Consider the following 23626-nt stretch of genomic DNA (forward strand, 5'->3'; position numbering starts at 1 on the left):
CCGGAAGAGTTCGTCCGCCCCCGGGAGACTCACTCGGCGTGACACCGGGCGAGCACCTCCCTGGCGAGTTGGCGGTAGGCGGCGGCGCCGACGGAGTTGGAGGCGTAGGTCGTGATGGGCTCGCCGGCGACCGTGGTCTCCGGGAAGCGGACGGTCCGTCCGATGACCGTGTGGTAAACGTGGTTGTCGAAGGCCTCGACCACCCGGGCCAGCACCTCGCGGCTGTGCACGGTGCGGGAGTCGTACATGGTGGCGAGAATCCCGTCCAGCTCCAGCTCGGGGTTGAGCCGCTCCTGGACCTTCTCGATGGTCTCGGTGAGCAGCGCCACCCCGCGCAGCGCGAAGAACTCGCACTCCAGCGGAACGATCACCTTGTGGGCGGCGGTCAGGGCGTTGACGGTGAGCAGGCCAAGTGAGGGCTGGCAGTCGATGACGATGTAGTCGTAGTCCGCCAACAGCGGCTTCAGCGCCCGCTGGAGGGTGGACTCACGGGCTACCTCGCTCACCAACTGCACCTCCGCGGCCGAGAGGTCGATGTTGCTCGGCAGCAGGTCCATGTTGGGCACGGCGGTCTTCAGGAGCACCTCGTCCGCGGCCATCCCCCGCTCCATGAGCAGGTTGTAGATCGTGAGGTCGAGTTCCATCGGATTGACCCCGAGGCCGACCGAGAGGGCGCCCTGAGGGTCGAAGTCGACCAGCAGCACCCGGCGACCGTACTCCGCGAGCGCCGCGCCGAGGTTGATGGTCGACGTCGTCTTGCCCACGCCGCCCTTCTGGTTGCACATCGCGATGATCTTCGCGGGGCCGTGATCGGTCAGCGGGCCGGGGATCGGGAAGTAGGGCAGCGGGCGCCCGGTGGGGCCGACCCGCTCCCGGCGCTGCCGGGCGGCGTCCGGTGCGAGGGTGGCCGCGTACTCCGGATCAGGCTCGTACTCCGCGTCCGGGTCGTAGAAGTGCCCTTCGGGCAGGTCGTCGTAGTCGGCGAAACGGGTTGGCTCGCCGCCACCCTCGCCGGCCATGGCGTTCACTTGATGGCCGTCCATGCTCTGGTGGGCTGTGGTGCTCTGGTGGGCTGCGAAGGTCTGCACGGCTATGGAGCCGGCAGCGTCCAGCCCGGAAGCCCCCGGTCCCTGCGCAGCCATCCCTGGCTGACCACCCCCGGGAGTAAATGTCGACTCATTCACAAGTCGTCTTACCTCCTCGGTTGTGACCAGGAAACTTGTCGATAGATCAGCGTGGCACTATGCCGACGGTTGGCGACTCTATGGCGTGCCGACGGTTCACAGCAACACAATCCGCCGGACCGGCCCGATGTGTCGGTGACGGAACCCCGTTCTGTCAAGGGCACATGGCTCCGGAGCGGTATCTCCTCGGCGGCCATACCACCCCAAAGCACACTTCCTGGGCGGCTCCACAGAATTGACGGCGCGTCAGCTATCGAGCACCGAGACCGGGTCGGTGACGGTTAGTCCGTGCGCCTCACCCACCGGGCCGAAGACCAGTGCGCCGTCATGGGTGTTGAGCCCCCTGGCCAGGGCCGGGTCCCGGCCGGCCGCCCGGCGCCAACCGTGGTTGGCCAGTTCCACGACATGGGGGAGCGTCGCGTTGGTCAGCGCCTGCGTCGAGGTACTGGGCACGGCGCCGGGCATGTTCCCCACGCAGTAGAAGACCGAGCCGTGGACCTGGAAGACCGGGTCCGCGTGCGTCGTCGGCCGGGAGTCCGCGAAACAGCCGCCTTGGTCGACCGCGATGTCGACGAGCACCGACCCCCGCTTCATCCGGGAGACCAGTTCGTTGCCGACCAGCTTCGGCGCCCGGGCCCCGGGCACCAGCACCGCGCCGATCACCAGATCCGCGTCGAGGACCGCCCGCTCCAGGTCGTGCGCGTTGGAGGCGAGGGTCTGGACGCGGGTACCGAAGAGCTGGTCGGCCCGGCGGAGCTTGTCGAGATCCTTGTCGACCAGGGTGACGTGGAAGCCCATGCCCGCGGCGACCTGCGTGGCGCTCCACCCCGACACCCCGCCGCCGATGACGACCGCCCGCCCGGCGGGCACCCCGGGCACCCCGCCCGGGAGCACCCCGCGTCCGCCTCCCGGGCGCATCAGGTGGTAAGCGCCCACCTGCGGCGCTATCCGGCCGGCCACTTCGGACATCGGCGCCAGCAGCGGCAGCCGGCCGTCGACGGTCTCCACCGTCTCGTAGGCGATAGCGGTCGTGCCGGCGGTCAGCAGCGCCTCGGTGCAGGCGCGGGAGGCCGCCAGGTGCAGATAGGCGAAGAGGGTCTGTCCGCGGCGCAGCCGCCCGTACTCCTCGGCGACCGGCTCCTTGACCTTCAGCACCAGGTCCGCGGCGGCCCAGACCTCGTCTGCGGTCTCCAGCACCCGCGCACCCAGCCCGGCGTACTGCTCGTCCTCGATGGCCGAGCCCAGCCCCGCGCCCCGTTCGACGAGGACCTGGTGACCGTGGCGGACCAGCTCGTGCGCGCCCGCCGGGGTGAGCGCCACCCGGAACTCGTTGTCCTTGACCTCGCGTGGGATTCCGATCTTCACCAGTATCACGGTCCTCGGAAGGAGAGAGGTTTCTCACAAACCATCACTGGTGCCCAGGCCTGCCGCACCCGGACGCGTTCAGAAGCCGTGCCCGACAGAAGTACTCAAGGCATTCCCACCGCAGGACCCCGGCAAAGCATCACCTTCTCGGCGCCCCGCCTCGGGTTCCTTGAGCGGTGAGCGGACGGCCCGCCAGAAGTGCCTCCGCCGTAGCGCGCCGACGGCGCGCCGCGGCCGGATCCCCCAGGCTCTCCAGCGCGTCGGCGCTCTGGAACAGGGCCGCCGCCTGGAGGCGGAGGTCACCGGCGCGCCGGGCGCAGGACAGCGCCTCCTCCCAGCTCCGCAGCGCGTCCTCCGGGCGCCCCGCGCGCTGCTGGGTCTCCGCCGTCTCGCTCAGCGCCCCGGCCAGACCGGGGAGGTCGTCCATCCGCCGGTGGCACGCTGCGGCGGCCCGCCGGTGCCGCAGCGCCTCATCCCAGTCCCCGGCCTCGCCCCGGGCGGTCGCCAGGGCCGCGTACAGCCTCGCCTGGTGGGGAACCTCCCCCCGCGACAGCCACAGCTGGAGGGCCCTTCCGTACCAGTCGGCGGCCCGCAGCCAGTCGCCCAGTTCCTGGTAGGTGTCGCCGAGCGCTTCCAGCACCCGGGCCGTCAGCCGGGCGTCCCCGCCGGCCCGGGCGGCGTCCAGGGCCGCCCGGTACCGGTGCCGGGCGGCCCCGGCCCGGCCGGCACCGGCATCCAGGTCGCCCAGGTTCACCAGCGCCGCCGCCTGTTCCAGGGGAAGTCCCCGGCGCTCGGCCACGGCCAGCACCAGCTCGTGGAGCGGATAGAGCTGCGCCGCCGCCCCCTGCTCGCCGCGGTGCGCCATCAGCGCCCGGGCGAGCGCCGTGACCAGTCGCCGCGCCTGGGTGTCGAGGGTCCCGTCCCGTACGGCAGCCCGGGCGGTGGAGAGCAGTGTCGGCAGCCGGCTGTCGAGCCAGGCCGCGGCCTGCGGCGCGCTGCTGAACCGGAGCGCGCGCGGCAGGTCGGCGACCCGCTCCCGGGCGGGTGATCCGGGGGGCTCGGCGGCCGCCCGGCAGGAGCGCAGGCGCCACACCGTCCGCTCCAGCAGCCTGGCCCGCGCCAGCCGGGCCTCGGTCGGGGTCTCCTCGGCCTGGTGCAGTGCCCGCAGATACGGGGCCAGGCAGCCCGGCAGCCGGTAGCAGGGGGACGCGGCGGACCCCGGCTCGGAGCGCAGCATCCCCCGGGCGGCGAGGTCCCGGAGCGCCGCGCTCGCGGTCGCGAGGGAGCAACCGGCCAGCGCCGCGGCGGTGTGCGCGTCGGCCACTCCGCCCGGCGCCCGGACCAGCAGTCGGAGGGTGCGGGCGACGGCCGGCGGCAGTTCCTCGTAGGCGAGCCGGAAGGCGACCGCGAGCCGCGGGTCGTCGCCGCCCGGAGCGGCGGCTTCCTCCTCGGCCAGCTCCCGCAGCTGCCGTGCGAGGCCGGCCACCGAGGCCTCCGGCCGGGCCGCGAGCACGCCGCCGACCAGCAGCAGCGCGGCGGGGCGGGCCGCGCAGCGCTCGACCAGGGACTCGGCCGCCCGGGGGTCGCAGGCGATCCGGGTCGGCCCCGCGTAGCGGATCAGCAGTTCCAGGGCGGCCTGGGCGTCCAGCCCTCCGAGGGTGCAGGGCCGTACGTCCGGGATGCCGGTCAGCGGTCCCCGGGCGGTGACCAGTACCAGGCTCTCGGGGGCGTCCGGGATGAGTGCGTCCACCTGTCCGGGATCGGCCGCGTCGTCCAGGATCAGCAGGCGGCGTCCGGCCAGCGCCGTACGCACCGCCCCGGTCAGCTCGTCCTCGTCGGCGCCGGGCGGCGCGCCGCCGCCGATCTCCTCCAGCAGTTCCCGGGCGACGCGCTCAGTGGGCTCCCGCTCGCCCCCCGGCGTGCTGAGCCTGGCCCGCAGCACGCCGTCCGGGTAGTCCGCGGAGATCTGCCGGGCGAACTCCTCCGCGAGTGCGGTCCGCCCGGATCCCGGACCGCCGGCGATCAGCAGGACCCGGCTGCGCAGCGGGCTCCGGCCGGCCAGGGTGTCCAGACCGGCCCGTCGGATGTCTGCTCGGAGCCCGGCCAGCTCCCGCGCCCGTCCGACGAGTCCGCCGCCGGCCGGTGCGGTCCCGTCCGGTGGCAGGGCCCCCGCTACCGCCACCGGTGGCCGGTCACCGGCGCCCACCGCCTGATCCGTCACCGACCGCGCTCCCTCCACCCTCTTGCGTCGACCGAGCCTGGTGCCGCGTCCAGCAAGGTCCGGCCCGTCGCGACGCCCGGGCGCGGGCGCTCGCCGTGTCGGTGGAAAGCCCTGCGCAGCTCCGGTCGAGGACTTCCGGCCGCCTTGCGGTGCCCCGCCCCTGAGGCCGCTCTCAGCGGCCAAACCCTACTGGACGCGGCAGTGCTTCACCCTGTCCGCATCCGTACCGCCCGGCGTGCGGCCGGGCCGCCGCGGACGGTACGGAGGGCGTCGTTCAGGCCCGGAAGGGGCGGGCCGGCCAGGGAGCGTCCGGGGGACGCAGCCGCTTGAGGCCGTCGGTGACCCGGGCCGCCACCAGCGACAGCACCCCGACAACCAGGCAGTTGTTGTGCAGGTCGCCGGCGAGTACCGCCTGGGTGAGCTCCTCCAGCGGCACCCGGTCGAGCACCATGTCCGACTCCTCCTCGGAGGCGGCGAAGCGCTCCCCCTCCACCGCGGAGAGCTGTCGGGCCAGGAAGATCCGCACCGCCTCGTCGCAACCGCCGGGTGTGGTGTACACGTCCGTCAGGACCCGCCAGTCGCCCGCCTCGACGTGGGCCTCCTCGTAGAGCTCGCGCTCCGCGGCGTGCCAGGGGTTCTCCCCCGGAACGTCCAGCAGACCGGCGGGAATCTCCCACAGCCGGTGCCGGACCGGGTGGCGGTACTGGCGGATCACCAGGACCCGGTCCTCCTCGTCGAGGGCGAGGACGGCCACCGACCCCGGGTGCACCTGGTAGTCGCGCCGGGCGACGCTGCCGTCCGGCATGACCACGTCGTCGGTGCGGACGCTGGTCTTCTTGCCGACGAAGGGGGTCGCGGTGGCGGTGACCTCCCACTCGTCGGGCGAGTCCTGAATGCCCATGGACGTCCTTTCGCTCCAGGCGGACACCGGGGTGCCCGGACACCCTGGTGATCAAGCCTATCGACAGCCGGTCAGTCGCGGCCGCGGCTGTCGAGCACGGCCTTCACCAGACCGGCGAAGAGCGGGTGCGGGCGGGTCGGCCGGGAGCGCAGCTCCGGGTGCGCCTGGGTGGCCACCAGGTACGGGTGGACCTCGCGCGGGTACTCCAGGTACTCGACGAGCTTGCCGTCCGGTGAGGTGCCGGAGAAGACCAGTCCGGCCTTCTGCTCCAACTCGCTCCGGTAGGCGTTGTTGACCTCGTACCGGTGCCGGTGCCGCTCCTCCGCGTAGGCCTCGTCGCCGTACACCTCGCGCACGATGGAGCCCTCGGCGAGTTTGGCCGGGTACAGCCCCAGGCGCATGGTGCCGCCCAGGTCGCCGTCACCGGCGACGATGTCCAACTGCTCGGCCATGGTCGAGACCACCGGGTGCGCCGTGGCCGGGTCGAACTCGGTCGAGTTGGCGTCCGGGATCCCGGCCAGGTTGCGGGCCGCCTCGATCACGACGCACTGGAGCCCCAGGCAGAGGCCCAGCAGCGGGAGCCGCTGCTCCCTGGCGTAGGTGATGGCGCCGACCTTGCCGTCCACCCCCCGGTCGCCGAAGCCTCCGGGGATGCACACCGCGTCGCAGTCGCCGAGCTGCTGCCGGGCGCCCTCGGGGGTGCGGCAGTCATCCGAGGTGACCCACTTGATCGCCACCCGCGCGTTGTTCGCGAAGCCGCCGGCCCGCAGCGCCTCAGTGACCGACAGATAGGCGTCGGGCAGGTCGACGTACTTGCCGACGAGCGCCACCTTGACCTGGTGGGCCGGCTGGTGGACGCGCCCCAGCAGGTCGTCCCACTCCGTCCAGTCGACATCCCGGAAGGGCAGGTCGAGCCGGCGGACGACATAGGCGTCCAGCCCCTCCGAGTGCAGCACCTTGGGGATGTCGTAGATCGAGGGAGCGTCCTTGCAGGCCACCACCGCGCCCTCGTCCACGTCGCACATCAGCGAGATCTTCCGCTTGATGGACACCGGTACGTCCCGGTCGGCGCGGAGCACGATGGCGTCGGGCTGGACACCGATGTTGCGGAGGGCGGCCACCGAGTGCTGGGTGGGCTTCGTCTTCAGCTCGCCGGACGGGCCGATGTAGGGCAGCAGGGAGATGTGCACCACGAAGACGTTGTCCCGGCCGACCTCGTGCCGCACCTGCCGGACGGCCTCCAGGAAGGGCAGCGACTCGATGTCGCCCACGGTCCCGCCCACCTCGGTGATCACCACGTCGACGTCCTCGGTGGCCATCCGCCGGATCCGGTGCTTGATCTCGTTGGTGATGTGCGGGATGACCTGGACGGTGTCGCCGAGGTACTCGCCGCGCCGCTCCTTGGCGATCACGGTGGAGTAGACCTGGCCGGTGGTGACGTTCGCCGAACCGTCCAGGTCGACATCGAGGAACCGCTCGTAGTGGCCGATGTCCAGGTCGGTCTCGGCCCCGTCGTTGGTGACGAACACCTCACCGTGCTGGAAGGGGTTCATCGTGCCGGGGTCGACGTTGAGGTAGGGGTCGAGCTTCTGCATGGTCACCCGCAGGCCGCGGGCCTTGAGCAGGGCCCCCAGGCTGGAGGCGGTCAGGCCCTTGCCCAGCGAAGAGGCGACACCCCCGGTGACGAAGAGGTGCTTGGTCGTCATGGATTTGGGCGGCAGTGCCAAGAGGGGGCTCCCGTGGTCGCTGGGTGAGAGGCGGCTCGGCTCTTCGGGGGCGCCGGGCCTGCGGTTCGGAGGTGCCGACGGTTCAGTGGCTCCCACCGGTCCACGGGCTACCAGGGTATCAGCGGACCGGCACCCGCCTGAGCGCCGTCCACCCCTTGGGCACTGCGCTCAGTAGCCCACTCGATCGGCTCAGTAACCTTGTCGGGACCGTGGCACGGATCACTGCTCAGCGTCGTATCCTGCTCGGACACATCAGCGAGCATGCCGGCACGGCACTACAGGCCACCTCCGGAACAAAGGCTCGTCAATGTTCCTTATGACCGCACGAAGCCCCTGCTCAGGGGCAGTGAAAATGCCGTTCGACTGGAGATGCTCGTGGCCGGGCGCATCGAGGACTACGCACTCATCGGCGACATGCAGACCGCCGCCCTCATCTGCCGGGATGGGACCGCCGACTGGCTGTGTCTTCCCCGCTTCGACTCACATGCCGTTTTCGCCGGTCTGCTCGGCACCGATGAGCATGGTTTCTGGCGGCTCGGACCGGCGTACCCCGCCGGCAGCGAGCCGCCCGCCGCGGACCGGCGGCGTTACCGGGGCGACTCGCTCGTCCTGGAGTCGGAGTGGGACACCCCGCGCGGCACCGTGCGGGTGATCGACTTCATGCCGCCCCGAGACGGTGCGCCGCAGCTGATCCGGATCGTGGAGGGCGTCAGCGGACGGGTGCCGATGCAGTCGGCCCTGCGGATGCGCTTCTCCTACGGCTGGGTCGTCCCCTGGGTGCACAAGGTGGACAACCGCACCGTCGCCGTCGCCGGACCGGACTCCGTCTGGTTCGACACCGACATGGACACCTACGGCGAGGACCTCACCACCTACGCCGACTTCACCGTCGCCCCCGGCGAGCGGATCGCCTTCACCATCAGCTGGCAGGCCTCGCACAAGGAGCCGCCGTCGCTGCCGGAGCCGGAGAGCTCGCTGCAGGCGACCGAGGACTTCTGGCGCGAGTGGGTCGACCAGTGCACGTACCACGGCCCCTACCGGGACGCCGTGATCCGCTCGCTGATCACGCTCAAGGCCCTGACCTACGCGCCGACCGGCGGCATCGTCGCCGCGCCCACCACCTCCCTCCCCGAGGACATCGGCGGCATAAGGAACTGGGACTACCGCTTCACCTGGCTGCGGGACGCGGCGATCACCCTGACCTCGCTGCTCCGGACCGGGTACCGGGAGGAGGCCCGTGCCTGGCGCGAGTGGCTGCTGCGCGCGGTCGCCGGGGACCCGGAGAACCTGCAGATCATGTACGGCATCGCGGGCGAGCGCGAGCTGGGCGAGACCGAGCTCAGCTGGCTGCCCGGATACGAGGGCTCGCAGCCGGTGCGCGTGGGCAACGGTGCGGCCGGACAGTTGCAGTTGGACGTCTACGGCGAGGTCACCGACGCACTGCACCTGGCCCATATGACCGGCCTGGCGCGGAACGACTACGCGTCGCTGCTCCAGCTGAAGCTGATCGCCTACCTCGAGGACCACTGGGACGAGCCCGACGAGGGCATCTGGGAGGTCCGCGGGCCCCGTCGGCACTTCGTTCACTCGAAGGTGATGGCCTGGGTGGCGGTGGACCGGACGGTCAAGCTGATCGAGTCCGGCGATGTGGACGGGCCGCTGGAGCGGTGGCGCGCGCTGCGCGACGAGATCCACCGCACCGTCTGCGAGCAGGGCTACGACAAGGAGCGGAACACCTTCACCCAGTCCTACGGCTCGAAGGAGTTGGACGCCTCCCTGCTGCTCATCCCGCAGGTGGGCTTCCTCCCGCCGGACGACAAGCGGGTGATCGGCACGATCGAGGCGATCCAGCGCGAGCTGTCCACTCCGGACGGGTTCGTACTGCGCTACCCGACCTCCGGCGACGAGGCGGGCGTGGACGGGCTCCCCGGCGACGAGGGCGCCTTCCTCGCGTGCTCCTTCTGGCTCGCCGACGACCTGGCGATGATCGGCCGGGTGGAGGAGGCCCGGAAGCTCTTCGAGAAGCTGCTCTCGCTCCGGAACGACCTGGGGCTGCTCGCCGAGGAGTGGGACCCGAAGCTCCAGCGCCAGGTGGGCAACTTCCCGCAGGCCTTCAGCCATGTCCCGCTCATCGACACCGCTCTCCGGCTGACGGCCTCCGGAGCCTACGGAGGGTGAGAGCCGAGCGGGGTTCCCGCCGGCCGGCGTCGGATCCGACACGGGCCGCGGGAACCCCGCTGTTCGGCCTCCGTTCTCTGCGCATGGTGACAACCCGCGCCGCGGGTCGCCGTTGGCGCCGGGCCGGGTCGGCCACGGCTGTGAGCCGCTGCTGACGGGCGACCGGCGAGGAGGGCTCTCCTGGAAGACCGGCGCCCCCGGGGCGGTTGGTTCGCCCCGGGGGCCCGGCGGCTCTCAGACGGCGCCCAGTGTGAGCGTCATCGCGTTGGGCGCGCCGTCCTCGATGTAGGAGGCGAAGCCCGCGACATCGTCGAAGGCGAAGCCGTACGCCTTGCCGTCGGCGCTGACCGAGTGCATCGCCTTGGCGTAGTGGTTGGTGATCTCCTCCTGGTAGAACTCACCGGGTTCGGTGGTCGGTTGGGCGGCGCTGCGGAGCAGCGTCGACCGGTTGAAGCCGGCGCCGAGAATGGCGGCGACCGGGCCGGTGGTGCCGTCGTTCGGTGCGGCGAGGGCTCCGTCGCAGAACAGCACGTCCCTGGTGGACGGTTTGCCGAAGGAGACCGAGGCCGGGCCGGTGAAGGAGAGGCTGTCGCCACTGACGGTGCCGGTGAACTCACCGGCGTTGGTGGTGACTCTCAGCTCCTCCGAGGAGTACCTGCTCCACACCTCGTCGACGGCCGGGGCGAAGTAGTCCGCGGGGAAGAGCCCCGCGTCCATGCCGTGCCCGGGGGCGATGACCCGCAGCCCGTTGCCCAACACCAGCGGTGCGAACGCGTCGACCTGCCTGAGCTGGGAGAAGACCCGGTCCCGGGCGCCGTCGACCAGTTCACCGGCCCGTTGGTCCTGAGCACCGGTCAGGTGGATGCTCAGCGGCACGCTGAACATGTCCACCATGGTGGTGTTGCAGTACATCCCGCCGTCGTTGTAGGTGAACTCCGCGCAGTCGTGCAGGATGTCGTAGTTGGGGTCGGACTCCACCCAGCCGGCCGGGTAGGCCAGCGCGGCGTTGCCGTCGCCGTCCGCGACCGCCTTGAACCGGAGCCGCTCGCCCAGGGCGACGTAGATGCGGCCGGACATCTTCGGCAGCACCAGCTGGGTGTCGCCGCCGCCGGAGAGCGGGATGCCGTAGTCGGTGAAGCCGTCCGGCCCGTTGTCGTCGATCGAGATCGGCTCGACGGTGCCCTCCGCGGTGGCCCGCACCTGTCGGGTCCCGTCGTTGCCGACGATGTACAGCCAGATGGACTGGTTGTCGTAGCTACCGGTCCGGTTCACCACGGTGAGCGGCAGTCCGTCGGCCGCGATCCGGCCCGTTCGCCGCGCCCCGGCGAACGCCGGTCCGGAGAGGGCGGTCAGCCCCGTTCCGACGGCGGCGGTGGCTGCGAGGCCACCGAAGAACCTCCTGCGGCTGATCATGCCGCCTCACCTCCGCTCATCTGGACCGAGACGTGGTCCACGACCATCGGAACCCCGGGCCGGGTGGCGTCGGTCGGGGTGGCCTGCCCTGCGACACCGTCCGGGAAGGCGCCGCCCATCGCGAGGTTGAGCAGCAGGAAGTGGCCGTGGTGGGCGGCGTCCGCCCAGGTCTGGGCGTCCATGTCGGCGGAGCTGACGGAGTGGAACTCCTCCCCGTCGACGTACCAGCGGAGGTACTCGGTCCCGCCGGTGCGGTCCAGCTCCAGCGCGTAAGTGTGGAAGCCGGACTGGCAGCTGCTGCCGGGGCAGGCCCGGGAGTCGCCGATGCCGTCGTTCTCACCGCACGGGCCGCCGGGCGCGGTGCCGCAGTGCAGCACGCCCCAGACCGAGTCGATGCCGTTGACGTTCTCCATGATGTCGAACTCGCCGATGCCCGGCCAGTTCCAGTAGTTGCCGCGGTACTCGGCCCCGAGGGTCCAGAACGCCGGCCAGTAACCGAGCGCCTCCTCGCCTGAGACGTCCGGCATCTGGATCGACGCCTCGATGCGGAGTACACCGCCGTCCGGGGCCTGGAAGTCGTCCCGGGTGGTCTCGATCCGTGCCGAGGTCCACTGGCCGGAGCCGTCCTTCAGCGGGGTGATGCGGAGGTGCCCGTCGCCGTCCAGACTCAGGTTCTCGGTGCTGTCGGTGTAGGTCTGGCGCTCGCCGGTCCCCCAGTTGTCCGGACCGCCCGGATACGAGGTGCCGGTGTCGATGATCCAGTTCTCCGCGGAGGGCAGCGAGGCGGCCGGTCCGTCGAAGTCGTCGCGCCAGACCTCCTGGAGGGCGACGGCAGCCTCACCGGTGTCCTCGGCGGAGGCCGGCGGCAGGGCGAAGGCGCCTACGGCTACCGTCGCGGCAGCCACAGCGACCAACTTTCTTTTCATGATCATGTCATATTCTCCTCGGCAAGGTGGGGGTTGATGAGGAGTTGCAGTGGGGGGTGGGAAGGGTTCGAACCGGGGAATGAGAGAGTCTTGAGAGCGCTCTCAATCCGTGTGCAGCACCATGCCCACAACAAGCGGGGGCGTCAAGCCTCCGCGGAAGAAAAGGAGTTGGCCGTGTCCGATCCCCGGCCCACGTTGGAAGCCGTCGCAGCGCACGCGGGAGTCTCCCGAGCCACCGTCTCCCGCGTGGTCAACGGTGCCTCCGGGGTCCGCGAGAGCGTGCGGGAGAAAGTGCAGCGCGCGGTGGCCGATCTCGGCTACGTACCGAACAGCGCCGCGCGGTCGCTGGTCACCAGACGCACCGGCGCGGTGGCGGTGATCATCGCCGAGCCGGAACGCCGGGTCTTCACCGACCCCTTCTTCGCGCAGCAGCTGCGCGGGATCAGCCGCGAGCTGTCCGACCACGACACCCAACTCCTGCTGGTGCTCGTGGAGCAGGCCCGTGACTACGACCGGATCGGCCGCTATCTCGCCGGGGGACACGTCGACGGCGCGCTGATGTTCTCCCTGCACCGCGCCGACCCGCTGCCCGCCATGGCGGCCGCCTCCGACCTGCCGACCGTCTTCGGCGGCCGCCCGGGCTGGCCCGGTGCGGAAGACGACCCGGAGCTCCTCTTCGTCGACACCGACAACCGGGACGGCGCCCGCCAGGCCGTCGGCCACCTGCTGGAGAGTGGCAGACGCCGGATCGCGGTGATCACCGGACCACTGGACCAGACCTCCGCGAGCGACCGCCTGGAGGGGTACCGCGACGCACTGGCCTCAGCGGTGGCCGCCGGCACCCTGCCGGCCGACGCGGAGCTGATCGCCCAGGGCGACTTCACCGCTGAGGGCGGCGAACGCGCCATGGCTGAACTCCTGGACGCCAGACCGGATCTGGACGCGGTCTTCGCCGGCTCGGACCTGATGGCCAACGGAGCTCTGCGCACCCTGCGGGCGCGCGGCCGGAGGGTGCCGGAGGACGTGGCCGTCGTCGGCTACGACGACATGGAGCAGGCGCACTGGTCGGAGCCGCCGCTGACCACCGTCCACCAGGAGGTGGAGGACATGGGGCGGCTGATGGCCCGGCTGCTGCTGCGGCGGCTCGGGCTGGTGCCGGGAGAGCCGCCCGCCCCCGTGGTCACCCCTGCCCGTCTGGTGGTCCGCGGATCCAGCTGAGCCGGGGCGCCCGCGAGGCGCACCGGTCGCAGCCCGCGGAGCGCCCCGTGGACCGGTGGACGGCCCTATATCCGGCGGTCCCGGCTCTCCCGTCCCCCCGTGAGCGGACCGGACGGTCCGCGGACGCCACTCACCCGGATGGCAACTCGCCGGTGCGGGCCGGCCCCGGTGAACCGGAGCCGGGTGGCGCGAGGGCCGCCGCCCCGTCACCCGGTGCCGCGGGCGGTCCGGAGGAGCTCCTCGGCGTGTGCGCGGGCGAGTTCCGAGTCCTCCTGACCGGCGAGCATCCGGGACAGCTCACGGATCCGGTCCTCTCCTTCCATCGCCCGGACACCGCTGCGGGTGACCGAGCCGTCGTCGGTCTTGTGGACCACCAGGTGGCGGTCGGCGAAGGCCGCCACCTGCGGTAGGTGGGTGACCACCACCACCTGTGCGGACTTCGCCAGCCGGGCGAGCCGGCGGCCCACCTCGACCGCCGCCTTGCCGCCCACCCCCGCGTCCACCTCGTCGAAGAGATAGGTGGGCACCGGGTCGGAGCCGGCGAAGACCACCTCGACGGCGAGCATCACCCGGGAGAGTTCACCGCCGGAGGCGCCCTTGCCGATCGGCCGGGGCTGGGCCCCCGGGTGCGGCGCCAGCAGCAGTTCGACCTCGTCCACCCCGGTCGGGCCGAAGGCGACCCGTCGACCGTTGACCTCGAGGCCTTCGGGATCGTCGGTGTGCCGGAGGGCGATGCTCACCCGGGCGTGCGGCATGGCGAGTTCGGCCAGCTCCGCGGTGACCGCTTCGGCGAACCGCTGTGCGGCCTCGCTCCGCTGGTCGCTGAGGGCCTGGGCCGCTTCCGCGAGCCGGTTGCGGAGTGCCTCGTGCTCCGCGGCGAGTTCGGCGATCCGGTCGTCGTCGCCGTCGAGCTCGCTCAGCCGGACCGCCGCCTGTTCGGCCCAGTCCAGGACGGCGCTGATGTCCTCCCCGTACTTCCTGGTGAGGTGTGCGAGCGCGGCACGGCGCTCCTCGACGGCCGCCAGCCGTCGAGGGTCGGCGTCCAGGCCGTCGGCGTAGCCGGCGAGTTCGCCGGCGATGTCGGAGAGCAGGATGCCGACCTCGCCCACCCGGTCGGCGACCCCGGCGAGGAGCGGGTCATGGGCGCGGACCGTCTTCAGGACCCGGTGCGCACCGGCCACCAGCGCCGCGGCGTCCGGGGCCTCCAGATCCTCCGGGCTGCCGGCGAGAGCGCTGTGGGCGGTACTGGCGGCGGAGGCCAACGCCTCCGCGTGACCGAGCCGTTCGGCCTCGGCTGCCAGTTCGGTGTCCTCACCGGGCTGGGGCTGCACTGCGGCGATCTCGTCGAGGCCGAACCGCAGCAGATCGGCTTCCTGCGCACGCTCTCTGGCCCGGGTGGTCAGCTCCGCCAGTTCCGCGGCGACGGCTCGCAGCCGTCGGTAGCCGGTCCGGTACTCGGCGAGCTGCTCGGAGACGGCCTCGCCGGCGTACCGGTCGAGCGCCTGCCGCTGACGGGCTGGGCGGAGCAGCCCCTGCTGGTCGGTCTGGCCGTGTACGGCCACCAGTTCGTCGGCCAGCTCGCCGAGGAGCCCCACCGGCACCGAGCGCCCGCCGAGATGGGCCCGGGAGCGCCCCTCGGCGGAGATGGTCCGGGTGATGAGCAGCGCGTCACCGTCCAGTTCGGCGCCGGCCTCCGCGGCCCGCACCGCGGCCGGGGCCTCCTCGGGCACCAGCAGCCGTCCCTCGATGACCGCCGCGCGGGCACCGCCTCGTACCAGTCCGGCGTCGGCCCGCCCGCCGAGCAGCAGACCGAGACTGGTGACGACCATCGTCTTGCCCGCGCCCGTCTCACCGGTCACCGCGGTGAAGCCGGGGGACAGTTCGACGACGGCGTCGTCGATGACGCCCAGCGACCGTATCCGCATCTCCTCCAACACGGACACGACCTTACGAGGTCGGGGCTCGGCGGCGCGACGCACCTCCCGGCGCTTCACCTGTCCGGGCAACACACCGCGGTGTTCCGTCCGGTTCTCCGAGTAAGGGCCGAAGGGGATCCGGCGAGCGGCGCCTCAGGTCGGTGCTCCGCGCCAGCCGGCCACCGGCAGGGCGAACTTCGCCACCAACCGGTCGGTGAACAGGGCGTGGTGCAGCCGGGCCAGCCGGACGGGCACCGCGCCGCGCCGCACCTCCACCCGGGCTCCCGCCGGCAGCTCCAGCGTCCGGCGTCCGTCGCACCACAACACCCCGTGCGGCGTCTGCGGCTGCACCTCGACCGCCAGGACCGAGTCCGGGGCGGTCACCAGCGGTTTGGCGAACAGCGCGTGGGCGCTGATGGGCACCATCAACAGCGCCTCCACCTCGGGCCAGACCACCGGGCCGCCGGCCGAGAACGCGTAGGCGGTGGAGCCGGTGGGGGTGGCGCAGACCACGCCGTCGCCGCCGAAGCGGGAGACCGGTCGGCCGTCGACCTCCGTGACCACTTCGAGCATCCGCTCCCGCGCCGCCTTCTCCACCGAGGCCTCGTTCAGCGCCCAGTCCCGCCAGACGACTCCGCCGTCGTTGTGCACCACCACGTCCAGCGTCATACGCTCCTCGACCTGGTAGTCGCGGCAGACGACCCGGTCGACCACCTGGTCCAGATCATCGCGTTCGGCCTCCGCCAGGAAGCCCACCCGCCCCAGGTTGACCCCGAGCATCGGCACCCCGGAGGCGCGGGCGAACTCCGCTCCGCGGAGCAGCGTTCCGTCGCCGCCGAGCACCACCAGCAGCTCGCAGCCGTCGAGGACGTCCTGCGAGGGTTCGACCAGCTCCACCACCGAGGGCAGCGGCAGGTCGGCGGCCTCGTTCGCGAGCACCCGCACCCCCAGGCCGGAGCGGAGCAGTCCCTGCACGACGAGTTCCGCACTGCGTACCGCGGCCGGCCGGCCGGTGTGGGCGAGCAGGAAAACGGTGCGTGCTGGTGTGGTCGTGGTCAACGCGGCCCCTCCGCCACTGCGCGGTCAACGTCTGCTGGATCGAGCGCGGGCGCGCCGGCCCGCAGCCAGAGAAAGTACTCCACGTTCCCGGAGGGTCCCGGCAGCGGACTCGCGGTGACCCCGAGCACTCCGAGACCGAGTTCGGCGGCCTGGGCGGCGACGGTCCGGACGGCCTCGGCACGCAGTTCGGGACTGCGCACCACGCCCCCGCTGCCCAGCCGCTCCCTGCCGACCTCGAACTGTGGCTTGACCATCAGCACGAGGTCCGCGTCGGGGGCGGCGCACCGCACCAGTGCCGGCAGTACGAGGCCCAGCGGGATGAAGGACAGATCACCGACCACCAGGTCGACCGGCTCCCCGCCGATGAGGTCCAATCGGAGCTCCCGGACGTTGGTGCGGTCCCGCACCGTCACCCGCTCGTCGCTCTGCAGCGTCCAGGCCAGTTGGCCGTAGCCGACGTCCACCGCGATGACGTGTCCGACGCCGGCCCGCAGCAGCACGTCGGTGAATCCCCCGGTGGAGGCTCCGGCGTCCAGTGCCCTGCGCCCCCGCACGGTCAGGCCGCGCGGGAGGAAGGCGTCCAGCGCTCCGGTGAGTTTGTGGCCGCCCCTGGAGACGTAGTCCGGGTCGCCCCGGTCCTCGGCGACGAGCACCGGGGCGGCCCGCTCGACCTGGGTGGCGGGCTTGGTGGCGACCATGCCCGAAACCGTCACCCGGCCCTCAACGATGAGCCGGCGGGCGTGCTCCCGCGAGCGGGCGAGTTCCCGGCGGACCAGTTCGGAGTCGAGTCGGTTGAGCCGGGGTCGGGTCACTGCCACCTGCGGTTCAGCTCCTGTGGTCGCAGCCGGTCCTGGTCGGCGGGGGTCGGGGGCGCGGGTGGACCGGGGTGGGAGTCGAGGGCGGCGAGTGTCTCGCGCAGTCGGCCGTGGACGTCCTCGTACACCTCGAGGTGGCCCTCGACGGTGAGCGGCTCCGCGTCGGCCAGCCGCTCCAATCCGGCGTCCACCTCGGGGTTTCCCGTCGGGGTCCGGTGCGGGCCCGGTCCCGACCCGACCTCCGTGGCGGGCGTTTCCCCGGCGCTCCGGTCGGCTGTGCGCACTGCCGACTCCGGGTGGGCCGCCGGTTGGCGGCCCCCCGGGTCGCTCTCCTTCGCCGGCTGCTCGCCGGGCGTCGGCTCGTTCATGGCACCGACGCTACCCTGAACAGCGGCCTCAGGAGGCGCGGAGCGGTGGTGCCGTTCGGCACCGCCGGGGGCGGGCGCCGGTCCACGCTCAGTCCGCCGCGGACAGCGCTCCCGCGAGCGCCGTACGGGACCGTCGGGCCGCCGGGACCACCAGCGGGGTGCCGGTCTCCGGGTCCTCGATGACCTGGCAGCGCAGGCCGAAGAGGCGTTCCACCAACTCGGCGGTGACGATCTCCCCGGGCGGCCCCTCCGCCAGGATCTCCCCCTGGCGCATGGCGATCAGGTGGGTGGCGTAGCGGGCCGCGTGGTTGAGGTCGTGGAGTACGGCGACGAGCGTCCGCCCCTGCTCCTCGTGGAGCTGGGCGCACAGGTCGAGCACATCGATCTGGTGCTGGATGTCCAGGTAGGTGGTCGGCTCGTCGAGCAGCAGCAGCTGGGTCTGCTGGGCGATGGCCATGGCGATCCACACCCGTTGGCGCTGGCCGCCGGAGAGTTCGTCGACGTAGCGCTCGGCGAGTTCGCTCACCCCGGTGGCGGCCATCGACTCCTGGACCACCCGCTCGTCCTCCTGGGACCACTGCCGGAGCAGGCCCTGGTGCGGATAGCGACCGCGGGCCACGAGATCGGCCACCAGGATCCCGTCAGGTGCGATCGAGGACTGCGGAAGCAGCCCGAGGGTGCGGGCCACCTTCTTGGCCGGCAGCGAGCCGATCAGCTGGCCGTCGAGCAGCACCGAGCCCGCACTGGGCTTGAGCATCCGGGACAGGGCGCGGAGCAGCGTTGACTTCCCGCAGGCGTTGGGGCCGACGATGACGGTGAAGGAGTTGTCCGGGATCGCCACGGACAGCCCCTCGGTGATGGTCCGGTGGTCGTAGCCGAGGGTGACGGAGTCGGCCGACAGCCGGCTCCCGTTGGAGTGCGGCACGGGGTCTCTCCTGACGGTCGTTTCGGTTCCGGTGCTGTTCTCGGACGGTGCGCGGGGCGGGCCCGTACGACCGGGTGTCGCCGCGGTTCCGGGCGGCACGGGGGCGGAGCGGCCCCCGGGCGGTCGAGTGGTGTCGGTGCGTCGTCTCCTCTCCGCCCGGCCCCGCATCCGGTGGCCAGCAGCCGGACGGAGCCCGGGTCCTGCCTCGCCGCCCCGGCACGGGCGGCGGACAGCCCTTCCGGGCACACGGCTGCGGCGCGCCCTGGTGGCCGAGGCGTCGCCGACGCACGGGTCGTGGCGGCACCGCCCGCACTCACGCCCGGTTCCCGACTCGTAGACTGACCGACATCGCTGGTTAGGTTAACCTAACTCCCGCTCGGCCAGGTATCGCTGGCCCCGCAGTGCGGCGCCGGCGCTCCGAGGGGCCCGTCAGCAACGCCTGCTCCGGACGCACTGAGCGCCCGCTCCCCGGCCGGCGCCATTCCCGGCCTCGGTGGCCACTCACCCCCTGCGGCGGCGTCCGGACGGGACCACCCGGGGCGGTTCACCACCCCAGCCGGTCGAGCGCCCTCGTCGGATCAAGCCGGGATCCCCCGTCCCCGGCCTCCTCCCAGGCCGCGGCGCACAGTGCCCGCAACCCGTCGGCCGGATCGTCGCCGTCCCCCGCCAACACCAGCGCTCCCTCCTCGACCCGAGCGTGCCAGCCACCGCAGCGGAAGCCGCCCGTTCCGGTCGGCCGCTCGGCCGCCACCTCCGGCTGCGACGCGAGCAACCCCCGCAGGTCCGCCGCGACATAGGTGGGACGGTGCCGTGGGGCGGCGGCGAGCAGCTGCGCCGGGGCGGTCACCCCGGTCAGCACCAGCAGCGAGTCGACCCCGCCGGTGTACGCGCCCTCGATGTCGGTGTCGAGCCGGTCGCCCACGACCAGCGGTCGCTCCGCACCGGTCCGCAGGACGGTTTCGCGGTGCATCGGCGGCAGCGGCTTGCCCGCGACCACGGGGCGTCGGCCGGTGGCGATGTGCACCGCCTCCACCAGCGCCCCGTTGCCGGGGGCGGTACCGCGGCCGGTCGGAATCGTCAGGTCGGTGTTGGACGCGAACCAGGGCAGCCCCTCGGCCACCGCGTAGGAAGCCTCCGCCAGCCGCTCCCAGTCCACCTCGGGGTGGAAGCCCTGAACCACGGCCGCGGGACCGTCGTCCAGACCCGCCACCGGTTCCAGACCCCGCTCGCGCAGCGCCGAGCGCAGCCCCTCCCCTCCCACGGTGAGCACCTTCGATCCCGTGGGCAGCCGTTCGGAGATGAGTCGGGCGACGGCCTGCGCCGAGGTGATCACTTCGGCCGGGTCCGCCGGCACACCCAGTTCGGTGAGGTGCTCGGCGACCCGCTCCGGTGTCCGAGCGGCGTTGTTGGTGACGTAGGCCAGGTGCATGCCCGCGGACCGCGCCGTCTCCAGCGATGCCACCGCGTGGTCGATGGCCTCCCCTCCGGCGTACACCACACCGTCCAGATCGAGCAGGGCCACGTCGTACACCTCGCTCAGCGGACGGGCACTGCTCTCGGTTCGCACTCTCCGCTTCGGGGCCGAAGCATCGGGCTGCTGCTCTTCCATGCTCCCTCGCCGCCTCTCGATCGCCTTCGCCCCCGATCATTCCGCATCCGCCCCAGCGGCATAGCATGCGGGGATGACCAGATCTGGGCCAGCCGACGACGGTCTGCGACTGAAACCGTTCCACGGAGTGCGCTATGTCCCGGAACGCGTGGGAAGTCTCTCGGCCGTGACCTCGCCCCCGTACGACGTGGTGGTCCGCCCCGACGGTCTCCGCCACCTGGAGACAGCGGACCCCCACAACATCGTCCGGCTGATCCTCCCCCAGGCGGACTCCGCGGCGGACCGGAACCGGCGGGCGGCGGACACCCTCCGCCGGTGGCTCGACGAGGGCGTGCTCGCGACGGACCCCCGGCCGGCGCTGTACGTGTACGAGCAGCGCTCGGAGGACGTGCTGCAGCGCGGCCTGATCGGCGCACTCCGCCTGAGCCCGGCCGAGGCGGGTGTGGTGCTGCCCCACGAGGACGTCATGGCGGAGGTCGTCGCCGATCGTGCCGCCCTGATGCGGGAGACGGCCGCCAACCTGGAGCCGCTGCTGCTCTCCTACCGCGGGGGCGAGAGCGGACAGGGCGCCGACGCGGTGGTCGAACGCGCAGTCCAGCGCATCCCGCTGCTGTCGACGGTCACCGAAGACGGTTTCCGCCACCGGCTCTGGTCCGTCTCCGACCCCGCCGAACTGGCCGAGGTCGAAGACGACCTCGCCGGCCGCCAGGCGCTGATCGCCGACGGCCACCACCGCTGGGCGACCTACCTCCGGCTGTGGGAGGAGCACCCGGCCGACTCGGTCCCCTGGGGCTACGGTCTGGTGCTGCTGGTGGACAGCGCTCGCTATCCCCTGCAGGTGAAGGCCATCCACCGGCTGCTGCGCGGGCTCCCCACCGACACGGCACTGAGCGCGCTGGGCGGGGCTTTCCGCACCCGCCGCCTCGACGGCGACCTGGATCGGGCCCTGGAAGCCCTGGCCCTCGCCTCCCGGGAGCAGTCCGGCAACGCCTTCGTACTGGCCGGGGCGGACGGCGCCTTCCACCTCCTGGACCAGCCGGACCAGACGCTCATCAAGCGCGTCGTCCCGGAGGAGCGCCCGGAGGCCTGGCGCACCCTGGACGCCACGGTGCTGCACAGCGTCCTCCTGGAGCACCTCTGGCACATCCCGGACAGCCCGGAGCACATCGGCTACATCCACGATGCGGCGGCCGCGGTCGAACAGGCGCGACTCCACGGCGGCACAGCCGTCCTGATGCATCCGGTACGCGAGGAGGTCGTCCGAGAGCTCGCCCAACAAGGCGTGACCATGCCGCGGAAGTCGACCTCCTTCGGGCCGAAACCCGCCACCGGTCTGGTGCTCCGAAGCCTCCGCCTGGAGTAGACCGCCCTCCGGCCGGTGCGCGGGGCGGCGGGCTCTGCCTTCGCCGCACCCGCCAACCACCGCACACCGCCGAGGAGCCCGAAGGGTTCAGCCCCGCGAGGGGGGCGTTGTGCCGCCGTCCTCGGTGGAGCCTGCGCCACCGGCCTCCCTGGAGCCACGGGCGTCGGCCTCCGCGGCACCAGAGCCGTCGGCAGGTTCGGGCTGCACCGGCTCCTCCTCCCCCACCCGGTCGGCGCCCTCCTCCCCCATCCGGTCGGCGCCCTCCTCCGCCTCCGGAAGCGGCTCGGTCTCGGGACCCGCACCGGTCTCCGCGTCCGTTTGGACGTCCGCGTTCGGCTCCACCGCCTTCTCGGCCGCGCTCTCCTCGTCCTTGTCCCCGCTCCGGTCCGCCTCCCGGGCCACGGCGGCCCCGTCAGCAGCCTCCTCGGCGTCCGGGGCCAGAGCATCGGTGAACTGCACCCCGTCCAGCTCAGCGAGCCGGTCCGAGGCGTCGGTGACGCCGCCCTGGTCCGCTTCCAACGCCTTGGCGAACCACTCGCGAGCCTCCTCCTCGCGGCCCACCGCGAGAAGCGCGTCCGCGTAGGCGTAGCGCAGCCGCGCGGTCCAGGGCTGAGCGGAGTGCGAGGCCAACTCGGGGCCCTGCAAGGTCACCACCGCGGCCTCGGCCTGCCCCATGTCCCTCCGGGCGCCGGCGGCGACCAGTCTCATCTCCACCTGCCCGGCTTTGTCGAGGCGCTTGACATCAGGCTCACCGGCCATCGCCAGGGCCCGCTCCGGGCGGCCGAGCCCCCGCTCGCAGTCAGCCATCAGCGGCCACAGTTCAGCGCTACCCGACATCCGCCGGGCCGCCCGGAACTCAGCCAGCGCCTCGGCGTACTTGCCGATCCCGTAGGCGGCGAAACCCGCCGCCTCACGGACCGCACCGACCCTGGAGGCCAGACGCAGGGCGACCTTGGAGTAGGCGTACGCCCGCTCGGGGTCCTCGTCGAGAAGCTTGGCGACCATGACCAGGTTCTTCGCGACGTCCTCGGCCAGGGTCTTCGGCAGGCTCATCAACTCCTGCCGTACGTCGCGGTCGATCTCCTCCCCCGTCACGTCCTCCGGGATCGGAAGGCGTTTCAGCGGCTCACGGTCGCGTTCACCACGCCCCCCGTAGCCGCCGCCACCGGACCGGTCGTCACGACCACGGCCCTGGCCGTACGGCCGGCGCGGCCCACGGTCGTCGCGGTCCCTCCGGTAGCCGCGGTCGTCGGACCGCCCGCGTCCCCGGGGGAATTCGCCTCGCCGGCCGTCACGACGGTCATCACGGCGGAACTCACCGCGCGTGCCCTCCCGGCCGCCGGGCCTGCCATCCGGCCGGCGGTCGTCCCTGTAGCCGTCGCGCCGCTCGTCGCGGCGGTCATCGCGGCGGTCGCCCCGGGGTTCATAACGCCGCTCAGGACGGTCGTCGCGGCGGAACCCGCCACGCTCACCGGCGCCCTCCGGACCGCGCCCCCCACGGCGGTCATCACGCCATTCACGGCGCTCAGAAGGTCGCCGGTCAGGGCGGTCGTCACGCCGGTATCCGGGACGCTCCCCTTCCCGCCGGGTGTCCTGGGGACGACCGCCTCCTCCTTCTCGCTTGTCCCACCTGCGTTCGCCGCGGTCATCGCGGCGGAACCCACGGTCTCCCTCGCGGTCGTCACGGCGGAACCCACGGTCGCGATCCCGATCCTCACGCCGGAACCCGCCATCCCGACCACCATGCGACCGATCGTCACGCCGCTCTCCCCGGGGCTCATACCGCCGGTCAGGACGGTCGTCGCGGCGGAAGCTCCGACCGCCATCGCGGTCGTCACGCCGGAACCCGCGATCGCGATCCCGATCCTCACGCCGGAACCCGCGATCACGGTCGCGGTCGCGGTCGTCACGCCGGAACCCGCGCCGGCCGTCGTTTCCGCTCCGCTGAGTGTGCTCGGTTCCTCGGTCCCTCCGCGCCGAAGAGCCCCCGTATCCCCGTCGGTCACCACCGTCCTGGCGCCTCGGTTGACGCTCTGACCGGTCAGGTCGATCTTCCGGCGAGTTCGTAGACATCGAGTGACTCCTCCGTCTGCGGCTAGCGCAGTTCGTCTTCATTCTCACGCAGGTACCCGACCCACGCGCTTCGGGAAAAACAAAAGGACCCCTGGTCCCCAGCATGAACGCTGGGGACCAGGGGTCCTTCAAAAATTGTTCGGCGGCGTCCTACTCTCCCACAGGGTCCCCCCTGCAGTACCATCGGCGCTGAAAGGCTTAGCTTCCGGGTTCGGAATGTAACCGGGCGTTCCCCTAACGCTATAACCACCGAAACACCATTGAGCCTTCTCCGTCACACGGAGGTCGGCGGTGCCAGGCGAACAAGCACACTCTTCAGTTAAGTAGAAAGTTCGCCAGACCAGTTGTTTGCAGTCTGAGAACTA

17 protein-coding genes, 1 rRNA gene and 1 pseudogene are annotated in these 23626 nt (G+C 72.2%); 3 read left to right on the forward strand and 16 right to left on the reverse strand.

Annotated elements, in window-relative coordinates; all coding sequences use genetic code 11:
• Nucleotides 1-29 precede the first annotated feature (29 nt).
• From BGP73_RS12140 to BGP73_RS12160, 5 genes are all read right to left on the reverse strand, one after another.
• Nucleotides 30-1142, reverse strand: a complete 1113-nt coding sequence (locus BGP73_RS12140) for a ParA family protein (RefSeq protein ID WP_069814294.1) — start codon at nt 1140-1142, stop codon at nt 30-32.
• A gap of 288 nt (nt 1143-1430) precedes the next feature.
• Nucleotides 1431-2549, reverse strand: coding sequence for an alanine dehydrogenase (gene ald / locus BGP73_RS12145; protein ID WP_079127473.1), 1119 nt, complete (start codon nt 2547-2549; stop codon nt 1431-1433).
• A gap of 139 nt (nt 2550-2688) precedes the next feature.
• On the reverse strand, nt 2689-4770 hold the full coding sequence (locus BGP73_RS12150; protein WP_069814296.1) for a tetratricopeptide repeat protein: 2082 nt from the start codon (nt 4768-4770) through the stop codon (nt 2689-2691).
• 274 nt (nt 4771-5044) lie between these two features.
• The gene (locus BGP73_RS12155) at nt 5045-5671 is read right to left on the reverse strand and encodes an NUDIX domain-containing protein (protein ID WP_069814297.1); all 627 of its coding nucleotides are present in this window, start codon (nt 5669-5671) and stop codon (nt 5045-5047) included.
• Nucleotides 5672-5742: 71 nt separating this feature from the next.
• Nucleotides 5743-7377, reverse strand: a complete 1635-nt coding sequence (locus BGP73_RS12160; protein ID WP_079127460.1) for a CTP synthase — start codon at nt 7375-7377, stop codon at nt 5743-5745.
• Nucleotides 7378-7773: 396 nt separating this feature from the next.
• Here BGP73_RS12160 and BGP73_RS12165 point away from each other — a divergent pair, with 396 nt between their 5' ends.
• The gene (locus tag BGP73_RS12165; protein ID WP_069814357.1) at nt 7774-9576 is read left to right on the forward strand and encodes a glycoside hydrolase family 15 protein; all 1803 of its coding nucleotides are present in this window, start codon (nt 7774-7776) and stop codon (nt 9574-9576) included.
• Between the two features lie 234 nt (nt 9577-9810).
• Here the strand turns inward: BGP73_RS12165 and BGP73_RS12170 are convergent, their stop codons facing one another.
• A complete protein-coding gene (locus tag BGP73_RS12170; protein ID WP_069814298.1) occupies nt 9811-10989 on the reverse strand; it encodes a beta-1,3-glucanase family protein in 1179 nt (392 codons plus the stop codon).
• On the reverse strand, nt 10986-11921 hold the full coding sequence (locus BGP73_RS12175; RefSeq protein WP_069814299.1) for a glycoside hydrolase family 16 protein: 936 nt from the start codon (nt 11919-11921) through the stop codon (nt 10986-10988). Before BGP73_RS12175 ends, BGP73_RS12170 begins: the two co-directional genes overlap by 4 nt.
• A 168-nt stretch (nt 11922-12089) precedes the next feature.
• Here BGP73_RS12175 and BGP73_RS12180 point away from each other — a divergent pair, with 168 nt between their 5' ends.
• Nucleotides 12090-13133, forward strand: coding sequence for a LacI family DNA-binding transcriptional regulator (locus BGP73_RS12180; protein ID WP_069814300.1), 1044 nt, complete (start codon nt 12090-12092; stop codon nt 13131-13133).
• 206 nt (nt 13134-13339) lie between these two features.
• Here the strand turns inward: BGP73_RS12180 and recN are convergent, their stop codons facing one another.
• From recN to BGP73_RS12210, 6 genes are all read right to left on the reverse strand, one after another.
• Nucleotides 13340-15058: a DNA repair protein RecN gene (gene recN, locus BGP73_RS12185; RefSeq protein WP_069814358.1), complete on the reverse strand. Its 1719-nt coding sequence runs from the start codon at nt 15056-15058 to the stop codon at nt 13340-13342.
• 144 nt (nt 15059-15202) lie between these two features.
• Entirely contained in the window at nt 15203-16108 is a 906-nt protein-coding gene (locus BGP73_RS12190) for an NAD kinase (protein WP_069814301.1), read from the reverse strand.
• Nucleotides 16105-16920, reverse strand: coding sequence for a TlyA family RNA methyltransferase (locus tag BGP73_RS12195; protein WP_069814302.1), 816 nt, complete (start codon nt 16918-16920; stop codon nt 16105-16107). Before BGP73_RS12195 ends, BGP73_RS12190 begins: the two co-directional genes overlap by 4 nt.
• Nucleotides 16917-17291: a hypothetical protein gene (locus BGP73_RS12200; protein WP_069814303.1), complete on the reverse strand. Its 375-nt coding sequence runs from the start codon at nt 17289-17291 to the stop codon at nt 16917-16919. The genes BGP73_RS12195 and BGP73_RS12200 overlap by 4 nt, the downstream gene beginning before the upstream one ends.
• Before the next feature lie 88 nt (nt 17292-17379).
• On the reverse strand, nt 17380-18216 hold the full coding sequence (locus BGP73_RS12205) for an ABC transporter ATP-binding protein (RefSeq protein ID WP_069814304.1): 837 nt from the start codon (nt 18214-18216) through the stop codon (nt 17380-17382).
• A 544-nt stretch (nt 18217-18760) separates the two neighbouring features.
• Nucleotides 18761-19825 carry an HAD-IIA family hydrolase gene (locus BGP73_RS12210; RefSeq protein ID WP_069814305.1) on the reverse strand — a complete coding sequence of 355 codons (1065 nt, stop codon included), beginning with the start codon at nt 19823-19825 and terminating at the stop codon, nt 18761-18763.
• Nucleotides 19826-19898: 73 nt separating this feature from the next.
• Between BGP73_RS12210 and BGP73_RS12215 the strand changes: the two genes are divergently transcribed.
• On the forward strand, nt 19899-21188 hold the full coding sequence (locus BGP73_RS12215) for a DUF1015 family protein (RefSeq protein ID WP_069814306.1): 1290 nt from the start codon (nt 19899-19901) through the stop codon (nt 21186-21188).
• A 431-nt stretch (nt 21189-21619) separates the two neighbouring features.
• Here BGP73_RS12215 and BGP73_RS23930 read toward each other — a convergent pair.
• The 3 genes and pseudogenes from BGP73_RS23930 to rrf form a co-directional block, all read right to left on the reverse strand.
• Nucleotides 21620-22241 (reverse strand): annotated as a pseudogene (locus BGP73_RS23930) (hypothetical protein); the annotation flags it as partial.
• 65 nt (nt 22242-22306) lie between these two features.
• Nucleotides 22307-23098, reverse strand: a complete 792-nt coding sequence (locus BGP73_RS22640) for a hypothetical protein (protein ID WP_107474027.1) — start codon at nt 23096-23098, stop codon at nt 22307-22309.
• A 300-nt stretch (nt 23099-23398) separates the two neighbouring features.
• A 5S ribosomal RNA gene (rrf, locus tag BGP73_RS12225) occupies nt 23399-23515 on the reverse strand.
• Nucleotides 23516-23626: the final 111 nt, after the last annotated feature.

This window comes from Streptomyces sp. TP-A0874, assembly GCF_001748085.1.
In the GTDB taxonomy this organism is placed as follows: Bacteria; Actinomycetota; Actinomycetes; order Streptomycetales; family Streptomycetaceae; genus Streptomyces.